This is a genomic window from Streptomyces sp. NPDC003077, assembly GCF_040611095.1.
Lineage (GTDB): Bacteria > Actinomycetota > Actinomycetes > Streptomycetales > Streptomycetaceae > Streptomyces.
On sequence record NZ_JBEXNM010000019.1, the window covers coordinates 1 to 24,368 of the forward strand.

23 protein-coding genes are annotated in these 24,368 nt (G+C 70.6%); 16 read left to right on the forward strand and 7 right to left on the reverse strand.

Features of this window, described 5'->3' with window-relative positions; genetic code table 11:
- Positions 1–46: 46 nt before the first annotated feature.
- Entirely contained in the window at positions 47–247 is a 201-nt protein-coding gene (locus ABZX96_RS15400; RefSeq protein ID WP_355543842.1) for a DUF397 domain-containing protein, read from the reverse strand.
- 111 nt (positions 248–358) lie between these two features.
- Complete coding sequence (locus ABZX96_RS15405; protein WP_355543845.1) at positions 359–1,480, reverse strand: NADH:flavin oxidoreductase; 1,122 nt, start codon at positions 1,478–1,480, stop codon at positions 359–361.
- A gap of 208 nt (positions 1,481–1,688) precedes the next feature.
- Here ABZX96_RS15405 and ABZX96_RS15410 point away from each other — a divergent pair, with 208 nt between their 5' ends.
- The 12 genes from ABZX96_RS15410 to ABZX96_RS15465 all read left to right on the forward strand — a co-directional run bounded on the left by ABZX96_RS15410 (position 1,689) and on the right by ABZX96_RS15465 (position 14,592).
- Positions 1,689–5,063: a hypothetical protein gene (locus ABZX96_RS15410; RefSeq protein ID WP_355543848.1), complete on the forward strand. Its 3,375-nt coding sequence runs from the start codon at positions 1,689–1,691 to the stop codon at positions 5,061–5,063.
- Between the two features lie 66 nt (positions 5,064–5,129).
- Positions 5,130–5,750, forward strand: a complete 621-nt coding sequence (locus ABZX96_RS15415; RefSeq protein ID WP_355543850.1) for a hypothetical protein — start codon at positions 5,130–5,132, stop codon at positions 5,748–5,750.
- Positions 5,751–5,843: 93 nt separating this feature from the next.
- On the forward strand, positions 5,844–6,413 hold the full coding sequence (locus tag ABZX96_RS15420; protein ID WP_355543853.1) for a hypothetical protein: 570 nt from the start codon (positions 5,844–5,846) through the stop codon (positions 6,411–6,413).
- A 400-nt stretch (positions 6,414–6,813) separates the two neighbouring features.
- A complete protein-coding gene (locus tag ABZX96_RS15425) occupies positions 6,814–7,611 on the forward strand; it encodes a GAF and ANTAR domain-containing protein (protein WP_355543856.1) in 798 nt (265 codons plus the stop codon).
- Positions 7,612–7,693: 82 nt separating this feature from the next.
- A complete protein-coding gene (locus ABZX96_RS15430) occupies positions 7,694–8,401 on the forward strand; it encodes an ANTAR domain-containing protein (protein ID WP_355543859.1) in 708 nt (235 codons plus the stop codon).
- A gap of 404 nt (positions 8,402–8,805) precedes the next feature.
- Entirely contained in the window at positions 8,806–10,107 is a 1,302-nt protein-coding gene (locus tag ABZX96_RS15435; protein ID WP_355543862.1) for a hypothetical protein, read from the forward strand.
- A gap of 347 nt (positions 10,108–10,454) precedes the next feature.
- Positions 10,455–11,684: a M20 family metallopeptidase gene (locus tag ABZX96_RS15440; protein WP_355543865.1), complete on the forward strand. Its 1,230-nt coding sequence runs from the start codon at positions 10,455–10,457 to the stop codon at positions 11,682–11,684.
- A gap of 178 nt (positions 11,685–11,862) precedes the next feature.
- Entirely contained in the window at positions 11,863–12,378 is a 516-nt protein-coding gene (locus tag ABZX96_RS15445) for an ATP-binding protein (RefSeq protein WP_355544146.1), read from the forward strand.
- A gap of 58 nt (positions 12,379–12,436) precedes the next feature.
- Positions 12,437–12,862 carry a hypothetical protein gene (locus tag ABZX96_RS15450; protein WP_355543868.1) on the forward strand — a complete coding sequence of 142 codons (426 nt, stop codon included), beginning with the start codon at positions 12,437–12,439 and terminating at the stop codon, positions 12,860–12,862.
- A 128-nt stretch (positions 12,863–12,990) separates the two neighbouring features.
- Positions 12,991–13,443: a YbhB/YbcL family Raf kinase inhibitor-like protein gene (locus tag ABZX96_RS15455; RefSeq protein ID WP_355543870.1), complete on the forward strand. Its 453-nt coding sequence runs from the start codon at positions 12,991–12,993 to the stop codon at positions 13,441–13,443.
- 347 nt (positions 13,444–13,790) lie between these two features.
- Complete coding sequence (locus ABZX96_RS15460) at positions 13,791–14,183, forward strand: DUF2267 domain-containing protein (RefSeq protein ID WP_355543872.1); 393 nt, start codon at positions 13,791–13,793, stop codon at positions 14,181–14,183.
- 46 nt (positions 14,184–14,229) lie between these two features.
- Positions 14,230–14,592 carry a hypothetical protein gene (locus ABZX96_RS15465; protein WP_355543875.1) on the forward strand — a complete coding sequence of 121 codons (363 nt, stop codon included), beginning with the start codon at positions 14,230–14,232 and terminating at the stop codon, positions 14,590–14,592.
- Positions 14,593–14,730: 138 nt separating this feature from the next.
- Here the strand turns inward: ABZX96_RS15465 and ABZX96_RS15470 are convergent, their stop codons facing one another.
- A complete protein-coding gene (locus ABZX96_RS15470; RefSeq protein WP_355543878.1) occupies positions 14,731–15,462 on the reverse strand; it encodes a class I SAM-dependent methyltransferase in 732 nt (243 codons plus the stop codon).
- A gap of 477 nt (positions 15,463–15,939) precedes the next feature.
- Here ABZX96_RS15470 and ABZX96_RS15475 point away from each other — a divergent pair, with 477 nt between their 5' ends.
- The 3 genes from ABZX96_RS15475 (at position 15,940) to ABZX96_RS15485 (ending at position 19,045) form a co-directional block, all read left to right on the forward strand.
- Entirely contained in the window at positions 15,940–17,142 is a 1,203-nt protein-coding gene (locus ABZX96_RS15475; protein WP_355543881.1) for a sensor histidine kinase, read from the forward strand.
- Positions 17,139–17,852 carry a response regulator transcription factor gene (locus ABZX96_RS15480; RefSeq protein WP_355543884.1) on the forward strand — a complete coding sequence of 238 codons (714 nt, stop codon included), beginning with the start codon at positions 17,139–17,141 and terminating at the stop codon, positions 17,850–17,852. Before ABZX96_RS15475 ends, ABZX96_RS15480 begins: the two co-directional genes overlap by 4 nt.
- A 266-nt stretch (positions 17,853–18,118) precedes the next feature.
- The gene (locus tag ABZX96_RS15485; protein ID WP_355543887.1) at positions 18,119–19,045 is read left to right on the forward strand and encodes a glutaminase; all 927 of its coding nucleotides are present in this window, start codon (positions 18,119–18,121) and stop codon (positions 19,043–19,045) included.
- Between the two features lie 320 nt (positions 19,046–19,365).
- Here the strand turns inward: ABZX96_RS15485 and ABZX96_RS15490 are convergent, their stop codons facing one another.
- From ABZX96_RS15490 to ABZX96_RS15505, 4 genes are all read right to left on the reverse strand, one after another.
- Positions 19,366–20,472 (reverse strand): SEC-C domain-containing protein, encoded by a 1,107-nt coding sequence (locus ABZX96_RS15490; RefSeq protein ID WP_355543889.1) that lies wholly within the window; start codon positions 20,470–20,472, stop codon positions 19,366–19,368.
- A gap of 415 nt (positions 20,473–20,887) precedes the next feature.
- Positions 20,888–21,646 carry a metallophosphoesterase gene (locus ABZX96_RS15495; protein WP_355543892.1) on the reverse strand — a complete coding sequence of 253 codons (759 nt, stop codon included), beginning with the start codon at positions 21,644–21,646 and terminating at the stop codon, positions 20,888–20,890.
- Positions 21,647–21,926: 280 nt separating this feature from the next.
- A complete protein-coding gene (locus ABZX96_RS15500; RefSeq protein WP_355543895.1) occupies positions 21,927–22,574 on the reverse strand; it encodes a CatB-related O-acetyltransferase in 648 nt (215 codons plus the stop codon).
- A 262-nt stretch (positions 22,575–22,836) separates the two neighbouring features.
- Positions 22,837–23,619, reverse strand: coding sequence for a hypothetical protein (locus ABZX96_RS15505; protein WP_355543898.1), 783 nt, complete (start codon positions 23,617–23,619; stop codon positions 22,837–22,839).
- A 160-nt stretch (positions 23,620–23,779) separates the two neighbouring features.
- Between ABZX96_RS15505 and ABZX96_RS15510 the strand changes: the two genes are divergently transcribed.
- Positions 23,780–24,286 carry an NUDIX domain-containing protein gene (locus ABZX96_RS15510; RefSeq protein WP_355543901.1) on the forward strand — a complete coding sequence of 169 codons (507 nt, stop codon included), beginning with the start codon at positions 23,780–23,782 and terminating at the stop codon, positions 24,284–24,286.
- The last annotated feature ends 82 nt before the right edge of the window (positions 24,287–24,368 follow it).

Below are 24,368 nucleotides of genomic sequence, written 5' to 3' on the forward strand. Positions count from 1 at the left end.
CCCCCACCTGAGCAGGTGGGGGCGCTTGGCCTATGGGTATCGCAGGTCAGATCGGGTGATCGAATTCTCCGGCCTTGACGCCCAGGACGAACGCACGCAGCTTCACGGCGCTCGTCGTGATGGTCACCTCGGGATCGTCGCTCTCGCGCATTTTGATAGCACCATCCACGGGAGCTACTTCAATGCAGTCCTGACCCTGGCCTGCCCCCGAGAACGAAGACTTCTGCCATGCGATTGCGTCGCTCATCCACACCCCCGTTCGATGCGCTGGATGAATTCACCGGGCTCCTCCACATCGAGAGATATAGACGCGACGGAGTCAACCCCGAACGAGCAAAGGCCGGAAGACCGCCCCCCGTCAGTACAGGCTGACCAACGCGCTCGGGTCAAAGGGCTTGAGCTCGTCGGTGCGGCCGGAGAGGATCTTCGCCGCCCACTCGGGGTCGCCGAGCAGGGCGCGGCCGACCGCGATGAGGTCGAACTCGTCGCGCTCCAGACGGTCCAGCAGTCCGTCGATGCTCGACACGCCGCCGTGCTCGCCCTGGAGCGTCTTGAACATGTCGATGTCGAGGCCGACCGAGCCGACGCTGATGGTCGGCTTGCCGGAGATCTTCTTCGCCCAGCCCGCGAGGTTGAGGTCCGAGCCCTCGAACTCCGGGACCCAGTAGCGGCGCGTCGAGCAGTGGAACGCGTCGACGCCCGCGTCGGCCAGCGGCGTCAGGATGGCCTCCAGCTCCTGCGGTGTCTCGGCGAGCCGGGCATCGTAGTGCTCCGTCTTCCACTGGGACGTACGGAAGATGATCGGGAAGTCCGGCGACACGGCCGCGCGGCAGGCGGCGACCAGTTCGGCGGCGAACCGGACGCGGGAGGCGAGGTCGCCGCCGTAGGCGTCCTCGCGGCGGTTGGTGTGTGCCCACAGGAACTGGTCGATGAGGTAGCCGTGGGCGCCGTGCAGTTCGATGCCGTCGAAGCCGCGGGCCTCGGCCTCGGCGGCGGCGGTGGCGAAGGCCGCTGTCACCGCGTCGATGTCGGCCTTGCTCATCGGCCGGCCGGGCTCGGCTTCACCCAAGGGAATGCCGGACGGCCCGATGAGCGGGGCATCCGCCGCCAGCGGGGCTCCGGCGGGGCGGTTCAAGCCGATGTGCCAGAGCTGCGGCACGATCTTCCCGCCCGCCCGGTGCACCTCGTCCACCACCTGGGTCCAGCCCGCGAGCGCGTCCTCGCCGTAGAACCGGGGAACGCCGTCGATGCCTCCCGCCGCAGGGTGGCCCACGTACGTGCCCTCGGTCACGATCAGTCCCACGCCGTTCGCCGCGCGCCGGGCGTAGTACGCGGCCACGTCGGCGGTCGGCACGCCGCCGGGGGAGAACGAACGGGTCAGGGGAGCCATCACGATCCGGTTCCGGAGCGCGAGGCTGCCCAGGGATAAGGGGCGGGCGAGAACGTCTGCGGCGGTGCGTGTGGCTGAGTCGCTGGTCATCACAGATCACCTCAGGTCGTCGGAAACCATGCCGTAACTGGGACTTTCAAGCAGTACGGCTTTCCTTGCGAACCTCCGGGTAAGTGCTTCCATTCCCGGTGGCCCGTCCGGCCTCACGAACGCCCGGCGGCCGGCCCCGCCCCGGCAGACCCCGCGTTGTCAGACCCCCGTGGTAGACCTGCAAGCAACGACGGTGACGGGGGGCACGGTGCGAGAACGGCAATCACTCAGCTACCGGGACGCGGTGGCGATCCTCGGCGGTGACAGCCCGGCGCTGGCTGCCGCCGACCAAGCGCTCGGCGGCGCGCTGAACCTGGCGACGGGCGGGGTCAGCGACACGGTGCTGGACGTGTTCCAGGCGCGGGGGCGGATTCTGCGGTTGGGGCGGGATCTGACGTCGGGGCTGCGTGGCCGGTTGGGTGGGGCCGAGCGGGCGACGCGCACGGAACGGCTGGCCGCTGCGCATGCGGTCCTCGTCATCACGGCCTATTTCGAAGCCTTCGGTGAGGCGGAGCTGCCGTTCGATCCGGACGAGTTGCGGCTCACGCGGCGCGAGCAGGTGAGTTTGGCGGGTGGTGAGCCCGACGTGGGCAACTTCGTGCGGGCCCTGACCTCAGCTGACATTCCGCTGCCCGTCCCGCACCAGCCACGCGAGGAACTCCTCGCCGAACTGATCGGCTGGTACGAGAGGCTGTCCACCGACCTGGTCCTCTTCGTGCGCGGTCTGGCCGTCTGGGACGCCCTCTCCGAGACGGACCGTTCCCGCACCCAGGAAGCTTTGAGGGACCGGCTCCCGCCGGCCGCCCGCGAACGCTACGGGGAGCTTTACGCCCAGCTGGCCACCGAACTCCCCGAGTTCGCCTTCTGGACCGGCGAAACCGAGCACCAGGCCACCCGCGCGACCATCCGGCAGGCGCTCACCGGAATCGAAACCGCTCTGGCGGATCTGACCGCCGTACGCCCTTTCACCGGGACGGCGGCGGCGCTGGCTACCGGTTATCGGGCGACCTTGAGCAGGCCCATCCTCGCCGAGGGGGAGGACGCGCCCGAGGGCATCCGCTTGCCCACGCTCGAAGAGGGTTACATCGACCCCGACTTCCGGGTGCGCGCCGACTCCGGCAATGGCGCGTACGCGCCCGCCGAGGAGGAGTGGTGGGCGTCCACGCCCGTACGGAGCGACCTGACCGAATACCTGGCGGGCGCCGTCACCTCGCTCGCCTCCACCACCGCGCCGCTGGTCGTTCTCGGTCAGCCTGGTGCCGGGAAGTCCGTGCTCACCAAGATCCTGGCGGCCCGCCTGTCGGCCGCCGGCTTCCTGCCCGTACGCGTCGTCCTGCGCGAGATTCCCGCCGATGCCGAAATCCAGGATCAGATCGAGCATGCCATCCGCGCCACGACCGGGGAACGCACCTCCTGGCCCGAACTGATCCGGTCCGCGCCGGGCGCGGTGCCCGTCCTCCTCTTCGACGGATTCGACGAGTTGTTGCAGGTCACCGGCGCGAGCCAGTCCGACTACCTGCTACGGGTGGCCCGCTTCCAGCAGCGCGAGGCGGACCAGGGGCGGCAAGTGCTGGCTCTCGTCACCAGCCGCACCGCCGTCGCCGACCGGGCCCGCTACGTTCCCGGCACGGTCGTCGTGCGCCTGGAACCCTTCCGGGACGCCCAGGTCGAACGCTGGCTCGCCCTGTGGAACCGCATGAACGAGTCGCATTTCGCCGCGCGCGGCCTGTGCTCCCTACCCGCCACCGTGGCCGCCCGCCACCGGGAGCTGTCCTCGCAGCCGCTGCTCCTGCTGATGCTCGCCCTCTACGACGCGGACGAGAACGCTCTGCAACGTGGCACCCGCCTCGATCCCATCGGGGACGGCCAGGAAACCCACCTCGACGAAACCGACCTGTACGAATCCTTGCTGGCCTCCTTCGCCACCCGAGAGGTCGCCAAGACCGAACCAGCGCTGATGGGGCATCAGCTGACCGATCGTGTCGAGCAGGAATTGCAACGGCTCTCCCTGATCTCCTTCGGCATGCTCAACCGCCGCCGTCAGTGGATCACCACCGATGAACTGGGCCAGGACCTGACGGCACTCCTTGGCCGCCAGGACACCAGGCGTGCCGACTTCCAGGCACCTCTGGGCCGGGCTGAGATCGCCCTTGGCCGGTTCTTCTTCATCCAGCGGGCACAGGCGGTCCAGGAAGAGCGGAAGTTCGCGACGTACGAATTCCTGCACGCCACCTTCGGTGAGTACCTCACCGCCCGACTCGCCGTCCTGCTCCTGTCCGGCCTGCTCAGCCGACGTCCAGCACTGTCCCTCGCCGGCGCCGCGGACACCGATGACGACCTGCTGTACGCCCTGCTGTCCTACGCCCCGCTCTCCTCTCGTCAGATGCTCCGTTTCGTCCGGGCCCGCATGGACCGGCTCACCCGCGAGGACCGCGAGCAGCTGGGCGAGCTGCTGATCAGCGTGATGGGCGCCCACCGCACGCGCGTCGAGCACCGTTTCGCCGACTACCGGCCCACCGTCCGGGCCACCTCCTCCCGGCACGGCGTCTACGGCGCGAACCTCATGATGCTGACGGTGATGCTCCGGGACGGCGTCACGGCGAGCGAGGTGTTCCCCGACCACCAAGACCCCGTCAACCGGTGGCACCGGTACGCCCTGCTGTGGCGGTCGGCGTTCAGCGAGGCGGAATGGACGGAGTTCGCGTTGGCGTTGACGATCCGGCGGACGTGGGTGAACGGGCGGCGCGAGCTGGTGATCCGCCCTTCGTATGGCAACCGGGACTTCCTTGATACGCAGGATCCCGTCGATGCCTTCATGCTCTACGGCCGCCCGCCACGTGAGGCCGGCGACGATGTGTCACTGGACACATGGTCCCGCCCGTACGCGGCCGAGATCCGGCACAAGATGGCGGTGTCGGGCGGCACCAACGACTCCGCGGTGCTGCATGCCGTCGAACCGTTCTTCGCTCGCTTGCCGTCCGCCGTCACGGCGTATGCCGGGACGCCGGGCGGTACCGCCGAGTCGGCGGCACATGCGGTGACGAGCCTGTGGCTGGCGAGTCGGCTGGGTGCTCCGGTCGATGAGCTGGCGGGGCTTTACGAGCGGTGCGTGCCGTTCATGGGCCACAGGACTCCTCTCGGCACGCAGGGCCTGGAGGCCGTGAGCCGACTCGTCCTCGAACAGCTCGTCGCGGACGCCGCCCGTCTTCCGTCCGACGTCGTCTTCCATGTCCTGGTGACGGCCACGTCGGCCTACATCATCGGTCCCCACGTCATCGAACTCGTCCTCCGCGTCGCAACGGTGGCAGTGGGGGTCATGCCGGACGCGAGCGACGAGGTTCATGCGGCCATTGCTCGGCTCGGGGAGATGCATGCCGAGTTGAGCCGCTATACCGACGGTCCCACCGGACCGCAGCCTTCCGAGTTCCCTGTTCACATGTTGACGGAATGCGGGTCCGGAAACATACGGGCCGTGTGGTCCGAGCACTCCGACGCTCCGGAGGGCTTGCAGGAACAGTTCGAGATCGCACTCATCAGGCTCGTCGGAAGTTTGTGGGAGACCACGTCCTCGCCGGACGCGTGACGCTCCCCCGCCGGGACGAGACCGGCCCCGCACACGCTCGCCCCACCCCCACTACCCTCCCCACCCATGACCCCCACCGTCACCGAGCCCTACACCGCCCTCTCCACCCGCATCCTCCACCTCCCCCCACGCTGCGGCCCCGTCCGCCTCATCGCCATCGACGGCCCCGGAGGCTCGGGCAAGAGCACGTTCGCCCAGCGGCTGGCCACAGCCCTCGGCGGCGCCCAGGTCATCCACACCGACGACTTCGCCTCCTGGGACGAGCAGTTGGAGTGGTGGCCCCGGTTGGAGGAGCAGGTCCTCAAGCCGTTGGAGGCCGGGCGGCCGGGGCGTTACCAGCGGTACGACTGGGGGAGTCGGGAGCTGGCCGAGTGGCATGACGTTCCGGTGGCAGGGGCGCTGGTCCTGGAGGGGGTCTCGTCCGCGCGGCGCGCCGTCGCCGACCGGCTTACGTACGCCGTGTGGATCGAGACCCGGCGCACGGTCCGGCTGCGGCGCGGCCTGGAGCGCGACGGGGAGGAAGCGCTGCCGCTCTGGCGTGCGTGGATGTCGGACGAGGACCGGCACTTCGCCGAGGATCGGACGGCCGAACGGGCGGATGTCCTCGTGGACGGGGATCCGGTGGCGGTCCCGCACGACCCGGACTCGTCCTTCGTCCGGCTTCACCGATTGCCGGGGGGCGGGTAGCCGAAGCCCGATCCCGGTCCGGGCGAACCCCTGATCGATTAGTGTCGCCCCAGTGGACGGGCGTCGGGCCGACACCGGCATAAGGGGGCCGCGATGGTGGCGGAGTACTGGTACGCGTACGTGCTGGCGCATCTGGAGCCGGTGTTGCGGGTCTGCCGGGAGGTGTACGAGCGCAACACCGAGGGCGGGACGGTCTGGCCCGCCGTGGACGGGATGCTGGAGTGGACCTTGCCGTGGGGGATGGACGACGGGGAGGGCCTGGTCCGGCTGTCCGTCGTCGAGGAGCGGGGGCGCGGGGACGGCGTGCCGAGGGCCCGGGTGGCGGTGGCGGCCAAGGCGGAACCGTTCGCGTTCGGCAGACCGACCACGGTGCCGCTGCCGCGCTACCGGCCCGAGGACTCCCAAGTCGTCCGCGTAGCGGGCGAGGCCGCGGCCGAACCGGCTCCCCGGCCCGGATCGGCTCTCCGGCCCGAACCGCCCCACCAGCCCGAACCGGCTCCCCGGCCCGAACCGCCCCACCAGCCCGCACCGACCCCTCGTCCCGACCCCGACCTCACCCGCAGGATGGCCCGCGCCCTGCTGGAGGGTGTCGGCGGGGAGCCGGAGTCCTGGCGGGAGGAGCCGGGCGGGGAGTGCAGCTTCGCCGTGCGTTTGCGCGGTTGAGCTGCGGCCTTCGCTCGTAGTGGCGGCTCACTCCGGTCGGAGGTGCGGCCTTCGCTCGTAGTGGCGGCTCACTCCGGACGGAGGTGCGGCCTCCGCTCGCCCCGGCCGCTCACCCCGCACGACGGCCGTACCCCGTGTGCCGTCCGCCGGAGGGCCGAACCGGGAGCCTCGCCCCGGGCGGCAGCGGCAGAAAACCGGCGATGGGCCTTCAACCCGTGCGGCCCCGGTGCCACACTGGAAGGTGGACTTTAGTACGACGCAGAAGAGCCGCCCCGGTTGAGGACGGCAGGCAATGGTATGTGGTGCATGCGCCCCGCCTGCGTCGGTACCGGCCCAGCCCCCGCCGATAGCAGTCCGTTCGTCGGCGGTGGGCGTGTGCGAAGAGCAAGGCGGTCCGGTGATGGGCACTGCACGAGAGCGGGAGGAGCGGCTCGCCGCCGCGTTCATCGAGCTGACGGACACCCTGGTCGACGATTTCGACGTCATGGAATATCTGCACTTGTTGGCCGACCACGCGGTGGCGCTGCTCGACCTGGCTGCGACGGGGGTGATCCTGATCGACCCCGAAGGCCGGCTGGTGGATGCGACGGCTTCGAACGAGGCCACCCGGCGGCTGGAGCTGGTCCAGATCGAGTCGGAGGAGGGCCCCTGCTGGGACTGTGCCCAGTCGGGGGATGCGACCCCCGACACGTCCCTGGACAACCCCGGCACGCACGCCCGCTGGCCGCGGTTCGCGCCGCTGGCGCGGGAGCAGGGGTTCACCGGCGTGGCGGGCGTGCCGATGCGGTTGCGCGGACAACTGGTGGGCGTCCTCAACCTCTTCCACACCGGCCCCGAATCGTTACAGGACTCCACCCTGCGCCTGGCGCAGGCGCTGGGCGACGCCGCCACCATCGGCATCCTCACCCAGCGCACCGTCCACGACCAGGCCCTGCTGGCCGACCAGATGCACCACGCGCTGGAGAGCCGCATCGTCATCGAACAAGCCAAGGGCATGCTCGCCGAACGCGCCCACATCAGTGTGGACGAGGCGTTCGCGCGGCTGCGTCACCACGCCCGGCAGCGTCAGCTACGCCTGACCACGCTGGCCACGCGGGTGATCGAGAACGGCCTCGTGATCCCGGCCGCGCTCGAACCCGACTCACCCCCCCCCGGCCGGGGCGTCAGGGGCATGACGGCAGGCGCCGAGCGAGGATGAAGAGGGAAGGGACGGGGACGAGGAATGAGGCGAGGACCGCCGATCCCGCACCGCGGGCTGCCAGTCCGGGCGGCGCTCGGAGATGCCTGACCCGGGCAGGGAGATCAGCGAGCGGATGGCCGCCGTGCTGGCGACCTCTCGTAGCGGCGCGGGCGCGTCCCGCCTCCCGCCCGCCGAGTGCGCTGCGGCCCTCGGCCTCAACGGCGTGACCGCCTCCCTCCGCACCCCCGCCCACACCACCGAACTCGTCTGGTACGCCCCCGCCGACCGGACCGGCCTCACCCTGGACGACATCCAGTACACCCTAGGCCAGGGCCCCACCCCCGACACCGCCCGCACGGGCAGGTCCGTCGCGGAGCCCGACCTGACCGCCACCCCGGCCTCCCGGTGGCCCGCCTTCCTGCCCGCCGCCCTGTCCGCCGGCGCCGGGGCCGTCTTCACGTTCCCGTTGCGCGTCGGCGCCATGCAGCTGGGCGTCCTCACCGGGTACCGCACCGTTCCCGGCCCCCTCACGGACCAGCAGGACCGGGACGCCCGCGCGCTCACCCGCGTACTGAGCCAGTTCCTGCTGCGCAGGCCGCATTCGGCCGCGTTCGCCCCGCTCGGGCCGATGGAGCTGTACCGCGCCGAACTCCACCAGGCCACCGGCGCCCTCGCCGCGCGCCTGAGCATCCCCCTGGACCAGGCGCTGCTGCGGCTGCGCGCGCACGCCTACCGTCACGACCGGCCCTTGATGGACGTCGCCCGCGACGTCCTCATCCACTCCGCCACCCTGGAGGACAACGATTAGGGCCCCCTGCCCGGTCTCGTTCGGCCCCGCCGGTCTCGTCCGGCCTCTCGGGTCTCGTCCGGCCTCTTCGGTCTTGCCCGGCCTCTCCGGCCTCCCCGGTCTCGTCCGGCCTCCCGCGGCCTCCCCTGAAAAACCCCTGATTTCTTGGCGACGCGGGCCCTTGAAACCCTTGGGGGCATGGCCCACTCGGGCCCTGGAAAATCCCTGATCCGGTAGCGCGGCAGGCCCTCGCAACCCCGTGGGTTCCCATGAACTCCGGCCCCTGCCGCCCCGGACTCCCTGCTGGGACCACGCCGTCCCCACGTTCGATCACGGCTCCCGGGAGACCCGAACACGTCCGCGCATCAACACCAAATGGCTACGCTGGGAGCCCAGTTCGCACACGAGTGGCCGAAGGGATGGCTATGGGAAAGCGCCAACGGCGGAGGGAACGCCAGCGGTCCGGGGGCACCGGTAAGCAACAGCGGACGCCGGTCGTGGTCCGGTTCCCGTCGCTCGGTACGCCGCTGGTGCGGGTCGAGATCGACGGGGACGCGCCGCCGGACGTGCGCGAGACCTGTCTGGCGTACTGGGAGTTCGACGAGGCGGGCACCTGGGCCCGGCCGGTGTCCGACATCGGCTCGGCCAAGGCCGTCTGCCGTACCGTTCAGGCAGCCTCGACCGCCTCGCTGCTGACGGTCGTCTGTCCGGGGTGCGCGGGCCCGGTCACGGTGAGCACCCGGTCGGAGATGGCGGCCAGCGGCTACTGGCGCGCCGGTGGCCTGCCCGCCACCGTCACCCCGGGGCGGGCACCGTGCGAGGACTGCCGCGCCGCCGCGGACACGGTCCGGCGGGAGGAGGAAGCCCTCGCCGAGGAGCTCCGCCGGCAGGCCGAGCGGCGGCGCGCGGACAACATCGTGCTGTGGCTGGACGCGCACCGCGACGACCCGGCGCCCACCGAGACCCCCAGCCTCCAGGCCGCACTGGTCCTGCTCTCCGCCGCCGAGACCATGGAACGGACCGCCGACGGCACGTTCGGCCCGCTGTCCGCCCTCTCCTCCCCCCTCACCGGCTCCGAGAGCGGCGACGCCGACGCCATCGGGGAGCTGTACCGCAAGGGCTGGATCGCCCCCGCCCCTCCCGTGGCGGCCGAGAGCCTCACATACGAGGACGACGACACGGTCAGCGGCTTCTACCCCGACGAGCTCACCTGGCGGCCCGCCCACGCCCTGGGCGAGAACGCCCTCGACGCCCGCGAGGCCGCGATCACCCGCCTGACGCCCCACCTCCTGCGCGACATCGCCGACGTCCGCGCGCACCTCGCCGACCTGGACGCGGGCCTGCTGACCGCCTACCTCTCCGGGCTCCTCACCCGGCAATACGGTGAGGCGCCCGTCCCCGAACACCGCCTCACCGACCTCCACGCCGCGGCCCGCGAGGCCCTCGACGACGGGTTCTCCCTCGGCCAGCTGATCGCCATCGCCTGGAGCGCCGCCTCCGGCGCGGTGTCCTGGGGCCAGCGCACCCCCGGCCTCAAGCCGGGCAGCGTCTCCGCCGCGGCCGTCACCAACTTCGGCCGCGGCATCGGCTACGCCAAGGACCGCCCGGCCACCGAGTACGACATCCCCGGCTGGCTCCCGCGGCCCGCCGTCCGCGCGACCGCCTTGTCCTTTCTGGAGCAGTACGGGGATGGGGCGGACCCTGTTGGGTCGGTCTTGTCGTTGTAGGTACTGCTTTTGTCGCCATGAGCGCGTCTGTTGCTTGTGAGCCTGACTGTTGCTCGTGAGCCTGTTGCTTGTGAGCCTTGTGAGCCTTGTGAGCCTTGTGAGCCTTGTGAGCCTGGCTTTCGCTTGTGAGTCCGGCTGCGGCTTGTGAGTCCGGCTGTCGCTCGTGAGTCCGGCTGTCGCTCGTGAGTCCGGCCGTTTCCGGTGACGGTGGTTTCGTCTGGCCTCCGTTCCGCTTCTTCCGGTGACCGGTCGCCTCGCCATCGGTCGCGACGACACCGGCGGTGGGGCCGTGACCGGTCGTACCCGCTGGTCTGGTGGCCGGCGGGCCCCGCTTCCACCATGGGGACATGGAACCCGTCAGCGCACTCCTCGAAGACGCCCGCCGGTTGCTCCCCGAAATCATCGCCGTCCGGCGCGCCCTCCACCGTCAACCGGAAGTCGGTATCGACCTGCCGCATACGCAGCGGACGGTGCTGCGGGCCCTCGCCGGACTCGGACCGGCCGTCACCACCGTCACCGGGGAACGGCTGACGTCCGTCGTCGCGACGCTGGACGGCGCGAGGCCGGGGCGGACGATCCTGCTGCGCGCGGACATGGACGCGCTGCCGCAGACCGAGGAGACGGGTCTGGAGTTCGCCTCACGGACGCCGGGCCTGATGCACGCCTGCGGGCACGACACGCACACCGCCATGCTGGTCGGCGCCGCCACCCTCCTGGCAGCGCGGCGGGAGGTGCTGGCGGGGCGGGTAGTGTTCATGTTCCAGCCGGGCGAGGAACTCGGCCGGGGCGCCCGCCTCATGATCGAGGAAGGGGTGCTGGACCCGCCGGACGGCCGGGTGGACGCGGCCTTCGCCCTGCACATCACCACCCGGCACGCCTCGGGAACGGTCCACCTCAAGCCCGGGACGCAGTACGCCGAGTCCGGCACCCTGCACATCACCGTCCGGGGGCGGGGCGCCCACGCCGCCGGGCCGCACCGCGGGCTCGATCCGGTGCCGGTGGCCTGCGAGATCGTCCAGGCGTTGCAGGTGATGGTGACGCGCACGGTCCCCGTCTACGACCCGGCGGTCCTCACCGTCACGCGGATCGCCGCCGGTGGCGCGCACAACATCATCCCCGCGACGGCGGAGATCTCCGGCATCTTCCGCGTCCTCTCGGACGACACCCGGCGGCTGATCAGGGACGGCATCACCCGGGTGGCCGAGGGCGTCGCCGCGGCCCACGGCCTGGTCGCGGAGGTCGCGCTGCGGGAGAGCACCCCGATGGTGACCAACGACCCCGGCTTCACCGCCCTGGTGACCCGGACGGCGACCGACCTCCTGGGGCCCGCGGGGGTCGGCCGGATGGCCCACCCGATGATGGGCGCCGAGGACTTCGCGTACGTGTTGCAACGGGTGCCCGGCGCGATGGCGTTCCTCGGCGCGTGCCCACCGGACCGGCAGCCGTCGCAGGTGCCGGACAACCACTCCAGCCAGGTGATCCATGACGAGAACGCGTTCGCCGTCGGGGCCGCCCTGCACGCGGCTGTGGCGATGGCGTATCTGGGGGAAGGGGGAGGTGGGGGGCTGCCGGTGTAGGCAGCTCTCCAGTTCTCTCCAGTTCTCTCCAGTTCTCTCCTGTTCTCTTCAGCTCTCTTTAGCTCTCTTTAGCTCTTTTCAGCGCCGGGCGTTCAGACGCATTCCGCCATGTCGACCTGCTGTCCGTCATTCTGGGGTGGGGGTGGTAAGGGTGTGACGGAAGGTGGTGAAGGTGCGGATGCCGCTGAATGGGGCGGGGGCGGGGGCGAGGGCGGGCGCGAGGGCTGAGCTGCGGGTGGCTGTGCTCGTCGGGTTGCAGGCGTCCGGAAAGTCCACCTTCTACGCTCAGCGTCTCTCCGGCCGCTACGCGCTGGTGAGCAAGGACCTGTTCCCCCGGGCCGCCCGGAACAAGCAGCGGCGGCAGATGCGCCTGGTGGAGGAGGCGCTGACCGCCGGCGAGTCGGTGGCGGTGGACAACACCAATCCGTCGCCGGAGGAATGGGGCCCGCTGATCACCCTGGGTCACGCCCACGGAGCGACGGTGACCGCCTACTGGTTCCCGCCGGACGTGGCGGGCTCGCTGCGGCGCAACGCCGCGCGGGAAGGGCGGGACCGGGTCCCGGACGTCGGAATCCACGCCACGCTCAAGCGGCTGCGCGAGCCGTCGCTCGCGGACGGGTTCGACGGTGTGCGGGAGGTGCGGTTCGACGGGCACGGGGGGTTTGTGGAGCGGCTTCTTTCCGGGGCCTGGTGAGAGCGGAGTCCGGGGGCGATGCCGCATACGGCCAGGGGCAGCGGGTACCGGAAATATCATGACAAATAAGGACCTGAACCCGAACGAGAACCCCGAACGCCGGCGAAGGACCCCCAAAGCCCCCGACAGCGAACGCCGGCAGCCGGAGACCACCCCTCCGGCCACCCACGACCCCGAAAAGGCCCGAGCCGCCCGAGAGGCACGGGAAGCCGGGGAGAGGCGCGGCGAGACCCGGCCGTTCAGCTACCCCCACCACCAGCGGCAAACCGGCGTCCGTGCCACCCGCCACATCACCCGCGAACAGGCCGACGCCGACAGCGTCCCCGGTGTCATCGGCGGCTACGGCACCACCGGCGGCGGCCAGCCCAGCGGCAGCGGCGCCGGGATCAAGCCCGACCGCAAGGGCACGCTGGACCCGTCCGAGTACGCCGACACCATCGGCGCCAACGAGGAGGCACCCGCCCGCGACCCGGAGCAGGAGTAACGCCCCGAAGCAGGAGTAACGACCCGAAGCCGGAGTGAAGCGGGAGTGATCAGGGCGCCACTGCGCCACTCGCGTGCATCTTCCCGCCCTCCCCACAGGCCCGCGCACCGGCGGGGTATCACGTTCGCATGGCTGGAATCGAGCTCAACAGCGTCGCGTTCAACGACGGAGCGTTCATCCCGCGCCGCTACACCAGGGACGGCGAGGACGTCTCCCCGGCCCTGTCGTGGTCCGGGGTGCCGGACGGCACGTCCGAGCTGGTGCTCCTCTGCGAGGACCCCGACGCGCCGACCGGGACCTTCGTGCACTGGCTCGTCACCGGCATCGACCCCGCCGGCGGAGGCGTCGAGGCCGGACAGACGCCCCCGGGCGGACGGGAGCACACCAACGGCTACGGCGAACCCGGCTGGGGCGGCCCACAGCCACCCGCCGGCGACACGGCCCACCGGTACTTCTTCCACGTCTACGCCCTCCCCGAGCCGACCGGCCTGCCCGATCAGCCGACCGCCGAGGACGTACACGCCGCGGTGGACGAACGGCAACTCGCCAGCGGCACACTGGTCGGCCTCTTCCACCGCTGAGAATTCCGCCGCGAGGCGCGGTCGGGTGTCACCGGAACTCGTCCGCTCCCTCACCGAACGGCATCACGCTTTCCCGAGCGAACGCCCGTCGAACTACACAGGGGAACGAGAAACCGACGGGATACCGGGGAGCGAGGCAACCCGACGAGGTATCGGGGAACGAGAGCAGCCGACGGGATACCGGGGAACGAGAAAAGCCGACTAGGTACCGGCGAACGAGAGCATCCGACGAGGTACCAGGGAACGAGAAACCGACAAGACACCGGGAAACGAGAGAACGAGGGAACGAGGGAACGAGAAATCAGCGGGCCGTACGCAACAAGAAAAGCCTATGGGAAAGGGTGCCCATGAAGTACGACGAGTTCCTGGCACGCGTACGGGAACGCGGTGAGTACGCCGATAGGGACGAGGCCGCGGGGGCCACCAAAGCCGTCCTCGAAGTCCTGGCCGGGCGCATGAGCGCCAAGGAGGTCGGGGACATGGCCGCCCAGCTTCCCGCTCCCTTGGACGAGATCATGACCGCGGTCAGCGGTGGGGGAGTCGAGTCCTACGGGGTCGAGGAATTCTGCCACCGGGTCGCCGAACGCACCGGCGCCCACGACCGCACCGCCCAGTGGGACGCCAGCGCCGTCCTGACCACCCTCGCCGACACCGTCTCCCCGGGAGAACTCAACCAAATCATCAGCCAGCTCCCGTCCGGCTATGCCGTCCTTTTCGGCAAGGCGGACCTCAGCGATTAGGGCCGGGGCCCGACAGGAGTGATGAGAATCGTTCTACACTAACCGGGTGAACAAGGACTGCAAGGATTACCCGGTTGAATACCCGTTCGCCGACGGGCGCAACATGATCTGGGATCTGGACGGCTTCGGAGCCGACGAGTGGATCGTCTCCACCACTTCTCTGACCCGGGACCAATTCCTCTCGGTCAGGCACCTCTTTTCGCTCGGTTCCGACGAGTGGATGATGACCGGTGTGTACCCCGTGCCGCGCGGGCTCTGGGAGACATTGCGGAAAATCCTCGGGACCGTCGAATTCCACAGGGGCGTTACGTACTTCCTCGGCGGCAGGCAGGACCTCCCTGACGGAAAACCCTGGAGTTCGCCGGGCGACGGCGCGCCGCTGCCCGGTCCCGTACCGCCGCCTGCCTGATCACTACGGCGGGCGGGCGGTTCCGGCGTCCGATGCCGGAACCCACCCGCCAGGAATCGTGGAGACGACGCGGCAACCGTGCGTCACCGTCATCCGAATGTCGCTTCCCGACCGACCCCGCCCCCACTGACGTGATCGCTACGTCCGCGGCCCGTACACCGACACATGCGTCGTGCTGTCGGAGCCGAAGGGGCGGCGGCTCCAGTCGGCGTGGCGTTCCTTGAGGCGGAGCCCGGCCAGTTGGGCCATGAGGTCCAGTTCGCTCGGCCAGCAGTAGCGTTCGGCGTGCGGTCGCAGGCGGACGCCCTGGCCGTCGAACGTGATCTTCTGGCTGTTGAAGCGCTGGTTGGCGGCGTCGTGGCGGTACACCTCGATCGTCGCCGATCCCTCGTCCGCCGCCAGCACCTGGACGGGCGTGCGCTCCAGCCGCGCCGGGTGGGGGACGTACGCTTCGACGACGAAGACGCCGTCCGGTTCCAGGACGCCCGCGACGTTGCGGAAGCACGTCACCTGCTGTTCCTGGCTGAGCAGGTTGAACAACGTGTTGAAGACCAGATACACCAGCCGGAACGGCCCGGTGACGGGGACGGCCGCCATGTCCCCGATGGCCACGGGAATGTCCCGCCCGCCCGGCTTGGCCCGCATCCGCTCCACCATGGCCGCGGACCCTTCCACTCCCTCGACGCTCAGCCCCCGCGCGGCCAGCGGCACCGCGACCCGCCCGGTACCGATGGCCAGCTCCAGGACCCGCCCGCCCGCGGCCAGTTGCGCCAGGAAATCGACCGCTTCCGTCGGATCGGCGTCCAGTTTTTCGTCGTAGTCGTGAGCCCAGAGTTCACCGAAGTAGGCAGGATCTTCGAATCCGCTCATGCCGGGAACGGAATCAGGTGACGGGGTGACGCGCCACTGGTTTTGGCGGGGCGACGGGCTCTGCCGGAGCCGCGTCGGCCTCCGGCTCCCGGCCCCGGGCGCCCGCCGATCCGCTCCCTCTTCCTCCCCCGCCCGCTCGCCCTCTCCGGCTTCAGGCGAAGGCGTGGCCTGCTCCATGGAGGTATCCGGCGCCGACGATCCACCCCGCACGCCCGCGTGACCAGGGACGTGCTCACACATCGCGCCGTCACACCGCGAACACGGCGCGTGCGACCGCGCCCAGCGATTCGCGCGGCCGAGTTGGCCCGTGGACGTACGTCCCCGGGTTGATGCCGTGCGGACGGTGGCCGGTTACTCTCACCGCGTGAACCCCACAACGGTCATTTCGTTACCTGCGTGCCTTGCGCACAGCGGCCTTGCGCCTCAGAGGGCACGCCTTCCCCGGAGGGCACGCCTTCCCCGGAGGGCACGCCGCCGATGACGAGAGCGAGGGCCGTGGTCTGGGCGGGGGGTGTTTCCTACCTCCTCATGGTGGGCCTGCTGGTGGGAAGTATGAACCGGGCGCCGAGCACGGTCCCCGGTGTCGGGGCACTGCTGGCTGCGAGCTTGCTCGTCGGGGTGGCGCGACGGATGCCGCCACTGGCTCTGGCCATGGCACTCTTCGGGGCCACCGCTGTGGTGGTGGGCACTCCGGGCCCCCTCCACGAGAGTCGGGCGGTTTCGTATCAGGGTCAGTTCCTGTCGTATCTGGCCGTGGACCTCCTCTTGGGGTACGTCGTCGCCACCTGCGCACGATGGACTTCGATCATCGCCGTCGCCGTGTCGTTCGTCGTGCAGCTCCTGGTGATCGCCGCCTTCGCGCACGGAGCCAACCTGAACGTCAACGGGCTGATCGCCCTCCTGGCGATGTCCGCGTGCTGCGTCACCGGTCTGCTCGGTCGCGAGCGACGCGAGCACGCGGTGGCGCTGCGTTCGCGGGAGGTGGCCGAGGCCGTGACCGCCGAACGGCTGCGGATCGCGCGCGAGTTGCACGACGCGGTCGCGCACAGCATCGGCATCATCGCCATCCAGGCCGGAGTGGGCAGCCGGGTCATGCACACGCAGCCGGCACAGGCGCGCGAGGCGCTGCGTGCCGTCGAGACCACCAGCAGGGAGACGCTGGCGGGCCTTCGTCGCACGCTGGTGTCGCTCCGCCAGGCCGAACGCGTCCCGACCGCCTCGGAGCCGTCGCGGCTCGCTCCTGCCTCGGCGCCGTCGCCGCTCGCCCCCGCGCCGGGGCTGACCGACCTCGAACGGCTGGCGGCGGCGACCGCGGACGCGGGCGTCCGCGTCGACGTGCGCCGCACTGGGAAGCAGCGCCCCCTGCCCGCCGACACCGACCTGTCCGCCTACCGCATCGTGCAGGAGGCGCTGACCAACGTGGTCCGCCACGCGGGCACCGGGCGCTGCCGGGTGACCGTCGACTACGCGGACGAGGAACTGTCCGTGGAGATCGTCGACGACGGGCGTGGCGCCACCGGGGAAGGCCCGCCCCATGGCTTCGGCATCATCGGCATGCGCGAACGGGTCGACTTGCTGGGCGGCCACCTCAGCGTCGGCCCGCGCCCCGAAGGCGGCTTCCGGGTGGCGGCCCGGCTGCCGCTGCCCGCGTTCGACGACGTTCCGATGGAGGCCCGGTGACCGTTCGCGTTCTGCTCGCCGACGATCAACCGCTGGTGCGGTCCGGTCTGCACGTGCTGATGGCCGACCATCCCGACCTGGAGGTCGTCGGCGAGGCCGCCACGGGCTCCGAAGCGGTCCGGCTCGCCGCCGACCTCGACCCTGATGTCGTGGTGATGGACATCCGGATGCCCGGCATGGACGGGATCGAGGCCACCCGCCTGATCACGGCCGGTCCGGCGACGAGCCGCGTCCTCGTCCTGACCACCTTCGACGAGGACGACCACGTGTACGGCGCGCTGCGGGCCGGCGCGAGCGGCTTCGTGGTCAAGGACATGGCGCTGGACGACATCCTCGCGGCGATCCGCGTGGTCGCCTCCGGCGACGCACTCATCGCGCCGGGCGTGACGCGCCGCCTCATCGCGGACTTCGTCGAGCGCTCCGAGGCCGTAGCTTCCGAGCGCTCCGAGATCGTCGCTCCCGAGCGCTCCGAGATCGTCGCTCCCGAGCGCTCCCCACGGCCGGTCGCGGGCATCACCGAGCGGGAACGGGAAGTGCTGACCCTGGTCGGACGAGGCCGGTCGAATACCGAGATCGCGGAGGATCTGTTCATCACGGTGGCCACCGCTAAGTCGCACGTGTCCCGGTTGCTCGCCAAACTGGGCGCCCGGGACCGCGTCCAGCTCGTGATCACCGCCTACGAGGTGGGGCTCGTCACGCCACCGCGTTGATGGGGCTCCTGGATCCCGGGCTCGCTGGCGGAGATCCCGGGTCCGGGGCTCGCTGACGGAGATCCTGGGCCCGGGGCTCGCTGGCGGACATCCCGGATCCGGACCCGTGGCCAAGACCCGCGTTCTCACCTTGGGGGAGACCGCCCGGGGCGTTCGCGGTGTTCTCAGGGCGCGTTTGCCGTGCCCCCGTGACACCTCCCGCCCCTGGTCACGGCAGAATGCGCATGCACCACTCGCAATACTGTACGAACCCGGAGTAAGTCCCCGTGCCCTCGCCGTTCCCGTCCTTCCAGTCGGTTTTGGAGCGCATCGCCGCCGAGATCGAGGCCACCCCCGGCCGCGGTCGTCCCGCCGACTACATTCCGGTGCTCGCCGAGGCCGATCCCCGGCGGTTCGGCATGGCCGTCGCCGATCTCGACGGAACGGTGTACGGGGTGGGGGAGTGGCAGCAGCCCTTCTCCACCCAGTCGATCACCAAGGTCTTCACCCTCGCTCTCGACCTCTCCCTGGAGGGCGACGTGCTCTGGGAACACGTCGGCCGGGAACCCTCCGGCAACCCCTTCAATTCCCTCGTCCAGCTGGAGCACGAGCACGGCATCCCCCGCAACCCCTTCATCAACGCGGGCGCCCTCGTCGTCACCGACCGCCTCCAGACCCTGACCGGTGACGCGGCGGGAGTCCTCCGGGACTTCCTGCGGACGGAGAGCGGCAACCCGGACCTCGGCTTCGACATGACCGTCGCCGACTCCGAGTCCGCGCACGGCGACCGCAACGCCGCGCTGGCCCACTTCATGGCCTCCTACGGGAACATCCGCAACCCCGTCCCCGTCCTGCTCGACCAGTACTTCCGGCAGTGCTCCATCGAGGCGTCCTGCGCCGACCTCGCCCGCGCCGCCGGCTTCCTCGCCCGCCACGGAACCCGCGCCGACGGCTCGTACCTGCTCACCCGCAGCCAGGCCAAGCAGGTCAACGCCGTCATGCTGACCTGCGGCACCTACGACGCGGCCGGGGACTTCGCCTACCGCGTCGGCCTGCCCGGCAAGAGCGGCGTCGGCGGCGGCATCATCGCGGTCGTCCCCGGCCGCTGCACCCTCTGTGTCTGGAGCCCCGGCCTCGACGAACGCGGCAACTCGGTGGCGGGGGTGGCGGCCCTGGACCGGTTCACGACGCTGACGGGGTTGTCGGTGTTCTGAGCGAACCGGCAGATCGTAGGAATCGTCCGGCCACACGTACGGGCCCGCCATGGGCCCGCCATGGGACCGCCACGGGCCCGCCATCAGGCATGAACGTGGGTATCCGAAGGGGATCAGGCCGCGCGAGCACACCGCCTGCCGGAAAGCGGACAGATACGCGGACGCCTCCTGCTGGAGCCGCCGGAAGAGGAGGAAAAGCAGGCAGGCAGGCGCACGAAGCCCCTCTGACGGGTCTGGATTCCCCGGATCGGTCAGAGGGGCGGGCCGATGTCGAGCCTGTGCGAGCTGCGGCGTGCGGTGCGCCGGTACGGTCTATGCGCTCAGGTGAGTGCCGGGTTGCCGCAGCATTTCTTGTACTTGCGGCCGGACCCGCACCAGCACGGCCCGTTGCGCGGCGGTGGCCAGGCGATGGCGCGGCCCTGGGCGGCCAGGTGCTCGGCGTGCTGGGCGCGCAGTCCGCTGGAGATGGGGGAGCGGCGCTGCTCGTCGGCGTACGCGGCGAATTCCGCCACCGTGGTCGAGGCGACGGCCAAGCGGGGAGCGCCCTGCTCGGACAGTTGCCGCAGGGTCGTCTCGACGTGCCGGAGGTGGCCGGAGTGCTCCGTGCCGTAGTCCTCGGCGAACTCCCCCCAGCGCTCCATCAGCTTCCCGTACTCGTCCTCGGGCCAGAACGGCACGCACAGCGGCAGGTCGGACGGCAGTGCCTTCCGCTCCGCGACCCTGTTCATCAACCGCGTGAACTCGGCCTCGGCCAGGTCCGGGTCATCGGAGGCCAGGTCGTGGATCCGGCCCGGTTCGTGCAGTTCGTCGAGCGGCACCACACCGCTGAAACCGGTGTTGTCGTGGACCTCGTGGGCGAGTTCGTCCCAGTCGTCGTGCGGCTGGCGCATCAGCCGTCGTACGCGGTGACGTCCGATGATCAGGTCCGAGCTCTGCGCGGGCCCTTCCTCGACGTCGGAGAGCGACAGGGTGGGGGACGTGCCCAGGACGTGGGCGATGCCGGCGGAGTACCACTCCGCGGCCGTCTTGTATTCCTCGGCGCTCTCGAACACTTCCGCCACGAGGGTCCAGGGCCCGGCCTCGCGCGGGTGCTCGGCGCGCAACCGCGCGGCGGCTGCCCGGGCCTCGTCCTCACGGCCGGAGTCCCACAGAGTGTCGATGCGGAAGGCTTCAACCAGGTGGGAGTCGTAGATGCCTTCCGTCTGCAGACGGTCGTAGAGGGCGAGGGCCCGGTCCGTTTCTCCGGCCGTGCACCAGCGCGCGGCGGCCTCGATGAGGAGCTCCGCACGCGCTTCCGGGCTGCGTTCGGCCGCCTTCTCCAGCTTGACGGCGCTGTTGGCTGCCGGGTTGTCCGACGGAGTGCTCCGTGGACGGGGCACGGCGGGGGTCGGGGAACGATCGGTGTCGGTGCGGTCAGTCGCGGACATGCCTCGACCGTATGTCCCGGACGAGGGCCCGGCCATCATTGGCCACGGCTCGTCGGACAGCGCGTTGCCGGTCGTGCGTTGACGGGGTGGCGCGCGGTTTGCGGCGGGTGACCTGGTCGGAGGCATGGTGGCCGGTCCGGTCGGCGTCATGGCCGACAGTCCCTCCGTTTGGCCGCGCGCCCGGTCTCTTCGTCCGGATGCGAATGGCCGTTGGTGGTTGTGCGTGGTCATGGAGGGGCGCGAACGGCCGTGGGCGGTGGTGCGTGGCCATGGACGGGCGCGGGTGGGCGCGTGGGCGCGTACGGGCGCGAACCGTTGCGAGTCCTCGGCGGGGGTCGGCGGGGATCAGGAAGGGTCAGGAGGGATCGGGAGGGATCGGGAGGGATCAGGGGGGATCGGGAGGGATCAGGAGGGATCAGCAGGGAACGGTGCGGTAGTGGGTCGTCAGGCGGCCGGTCGGCTCGTCGAGGACGTGGAAGGCGACGGCGGGCGGGAGGTCGAGGTGGACGTGGTGTGCGGGGTGGTCCTGGTGTTCCCAGGGGAGCCGGAGCGTCGAGACGACCCCGGGGGCCACCAGGAGGGGGCGTCCGGCGAAGGTGGTCGCCGCCGGGGTGTGGGCGTGTCCGCAGAGGAAGGCGAGCAGGTCGGGGTGGCGGTCGGCGAGGGCGGCGAGGCGGTCCTCCCCGAACTGGCGGATGCCGTCGACATACGGCGTGTGCAACGGGACGGGCGGATGGTGGAAGCCGACGAGGACGGGTATGCCGACGCGGCTCCGCGTCAGCACGTCCTCCAGCCACTCCAAGGTCTCGTCACCGAGGAACCCCTCGCCCTTGCCGGGCACGGAGGAGTCGCAGAGCGCCAGGGTGAAGCCATCGGCGTGGTGCACCTGGTTGACGGGCGCGGTGGAGCCCGGCAGGCCGAGCAGGAACTCCCGGAAGGCGGCGCGCTCGTCGTGGTTCCCCGGACACGTCAGCACCGGGTGCCGGGACCGCAGCAGCTCCCGGGCCCGCTCGTACTCGTCCGGAAGGCCGTGATCGGCGATGTCTCCGGTGACGACGACGGCGTCGAGGTCGGCGGGGAGAGCGTTCAGGTAGTCCATGACGGCCCGGGCGCGGTCGAGGCTGCGGGGTTCGGCGTCGATGTGGATGTCGCTGAGGTGGGCGATGACGGCCATGAGGGCAGACCCTTCGGCTGGAACGGACGGAGCCGGTGACTTGCGGACTCGGGGTCGGTGACTTGTGGGTACGGGGGTCGGCGGCTTACGGACTGGGAGCCGGCGGCCTACGGACACGGAGGCGGTGAGTTACGGACAGGGAGGCGGTGACTTACGGACACGGGGTCGGCGTCCTGCGGACACGGACTCGGTGGCTCAACGGACTGTGCGTACCGGCCGGGAGGGTGTGGTCGCAACCCGGCCGGGGGTGTGTGGGCGCAACCCGGCCGGGGCCGCGTTGTCAGGAACGGTCCGGGGCGACGGCCTCCAAGGCGTCGACGCTGCCGGACATGATGGTGCGGATGTGCTCGGTGATGTGGGTGAGGGGCCAGTCCCACCAGGCGAGGTCCAGCAGGCGGGCGACGTCCGCGTCGTCGAAGCGGCGGCGGATGAGTTTGGCCGGGTTGCCGCCGACGATGCCGTAGTCGGGCACGTCGTCGACGACGACGGAGCCGGAGGCGATCACCGCCCCGTGGCCGATGCGGACGCCCGGCATCACCATGGACCCGTACCCGAACCACACGTCGTTGCCGACCACGGTGTCCCCCCGCCCGGGCAGGCCGCTGATCAGGTCGAAGTGCTCCGACCACGAGCCACCCATGATGGGGAACGGGAACGTCGAGGGCCCGTCCATGCGGTGGTTTGCGCCGTTCATGATGAACCGCACGCCCTCACCCAGCGCGCAGAACTTCCCGATGATCAGCTTCTCCGGCCCGTAGTGGTACAGCACATTCCGGGTTTCGAACGCCGTCGGATCGTCGGGGTCGTCGTAGTACGAGAAATCCCCCACCTCGATCAGCGGCGAGGTGATCAGCGGCTTCAGCAGCACCACGCGCTTCTGTTCGGGCATCGGGTGGAGCACGTTCGGGTCGGCGGGCAGAGCAGGCATGGCGATCGACTTCCTCACGTGACCGACTGCGGGGGACCGAAGCATGGTCGCAATTGGGTGAGGGGATGACCAGGTGTTTTCGCTCTCGACCGGGGAGCGGGGGGCATTGCCCGTTCGGTGGACAAGGGGCGTCAAGGGGCGTCAGGGCGCGTTAAAGGCCAAGGTGCCAAGGTCCGTTTGTGGCTGAGGAGTCCATTCGTGATTAAGGGGCTCACGCAGTCGTTCACGGGATTGCCACGGGGTTGCCGGAGGACGCAGGCATTCACGGCGACACCGCACCACCGCCCCGCATGAGGAACAGGTCCTCGCCCCAGGAGTCCAGGACGGGACCGTGTCCGGCGGCGCGGGCGCGTGGCTCCAACTCGTTGAACAGTCGGCGGATGGCTGTGACGGGCGAGGGGGACAGGGCCTGTTCGAGCGAGGCCATGAGTCGGTCGTGGGACCACTCGGGGCGATCGAGCGGGTGATGCCGCAGTTCCCAGCTCAGGTACTTGTTGTACGGCCGCACCCGCTCGTGGAGGGCGAACACGTACGTGAGATAGAAGGGCAGCGCCTCGGCCGCGTCGAGTCGGGCGCCAAGAGGGAGGCCGTCCCGGTCGTTCTTCAGGCAGCGATAGACGCCGTTCAGGAAGGCGTCGAGCGCCTGGGGCGCCGTCCGAGCCGCCTCGTCCGGTGTCAGGCGTCCCTTGGCCCGTGCCAGTTCGGCGATCCGTCCGTCGGGCGTGTCCTTGATGATGCGGGCGTGGGTGAAGGCGTACCGGTTCCACTCCGTGTCGGAGCCGGGCAGGGCGTGGGCCCGGAAGTCCCGTAAGGGCATCACCGTCACGTCCATCCGGGCGCCCCGCCGGGACTCGTCGGCGAACGCCTGCTCCGCGCCGTCCTCGACCACCACCAGCACATCGTGGTCCGAACGCTCCGTGGCCATGCCCTCGCGGGCCTGCGAGCCGCTCAGGACGACGCCGAGCACCCGTTGCTCCGTCCGCATCCGGGCACAGAACGCGGAGAATCCGTCGGTTTCGTCGGCGTTTCTCGTCGCTTCCGTCATGACGCCAACACAGCACAGTCGTGGTGGTGGTCCAAGTGATTAATCACGGTGCGGGGTGCCGGGCGGTCCGGTGCCGCGCGGGACGGGCTGCCGGGCGGTCCGGGCTGCCGGGTGGACGGGCTGCCGGGTGGACGGGCCCGGTGAGCGGCAGACTGGCGGTATGGCAGGCAGAAGGAGTGCCGGATTGCTGCTGTTCCGGACCGGTGACGTGGGTGTCGACGCGGGCGCGGGCTCGGGCACGGACGGCGTGGGTGTCGAGGTGCTGCTCGCGCATATGGGCGGGCCGTTGTGGGCCCGGCGCGATGTGGGTGCCTGGTCGGTGCCCAAGGGTGAGTACGTCCCGCCGGAGGAGGCGTGTGAGGCGGCGCGCCGGGAATTCGAGGAGGAACTCGGACTGCCGCCTCCGGAGGGCCCCTACATCGAGCTGGGGGAGATCCGTCAGTCGGGTGGGAAGGTCGTCACCGCCTGGGCCGTGGAGAGCGACCTGGATCCGGACCGGATCTCGCCCGACACCTTCCAGATGGAGTGGCCCAGGGGGTCCGGCGTGGTCCGTGCGTTCCCGGAGATCGACCGGGTGGCGTGGTGGTCCTTGGAGGCCGCCGGGGAGCGCATCGTGGCTGGTCAGCGAGTTTTTCTGGAGCGGCTGGCGGATCGTCTGGGGGAGTGAGGAGGCCCGGCTCACTCGGTCCGGTCGGTCGGGTCGGTTCACTCGGTCCGCTCGGACCGGTCGGTCGTGTCGTGCGGAGGGC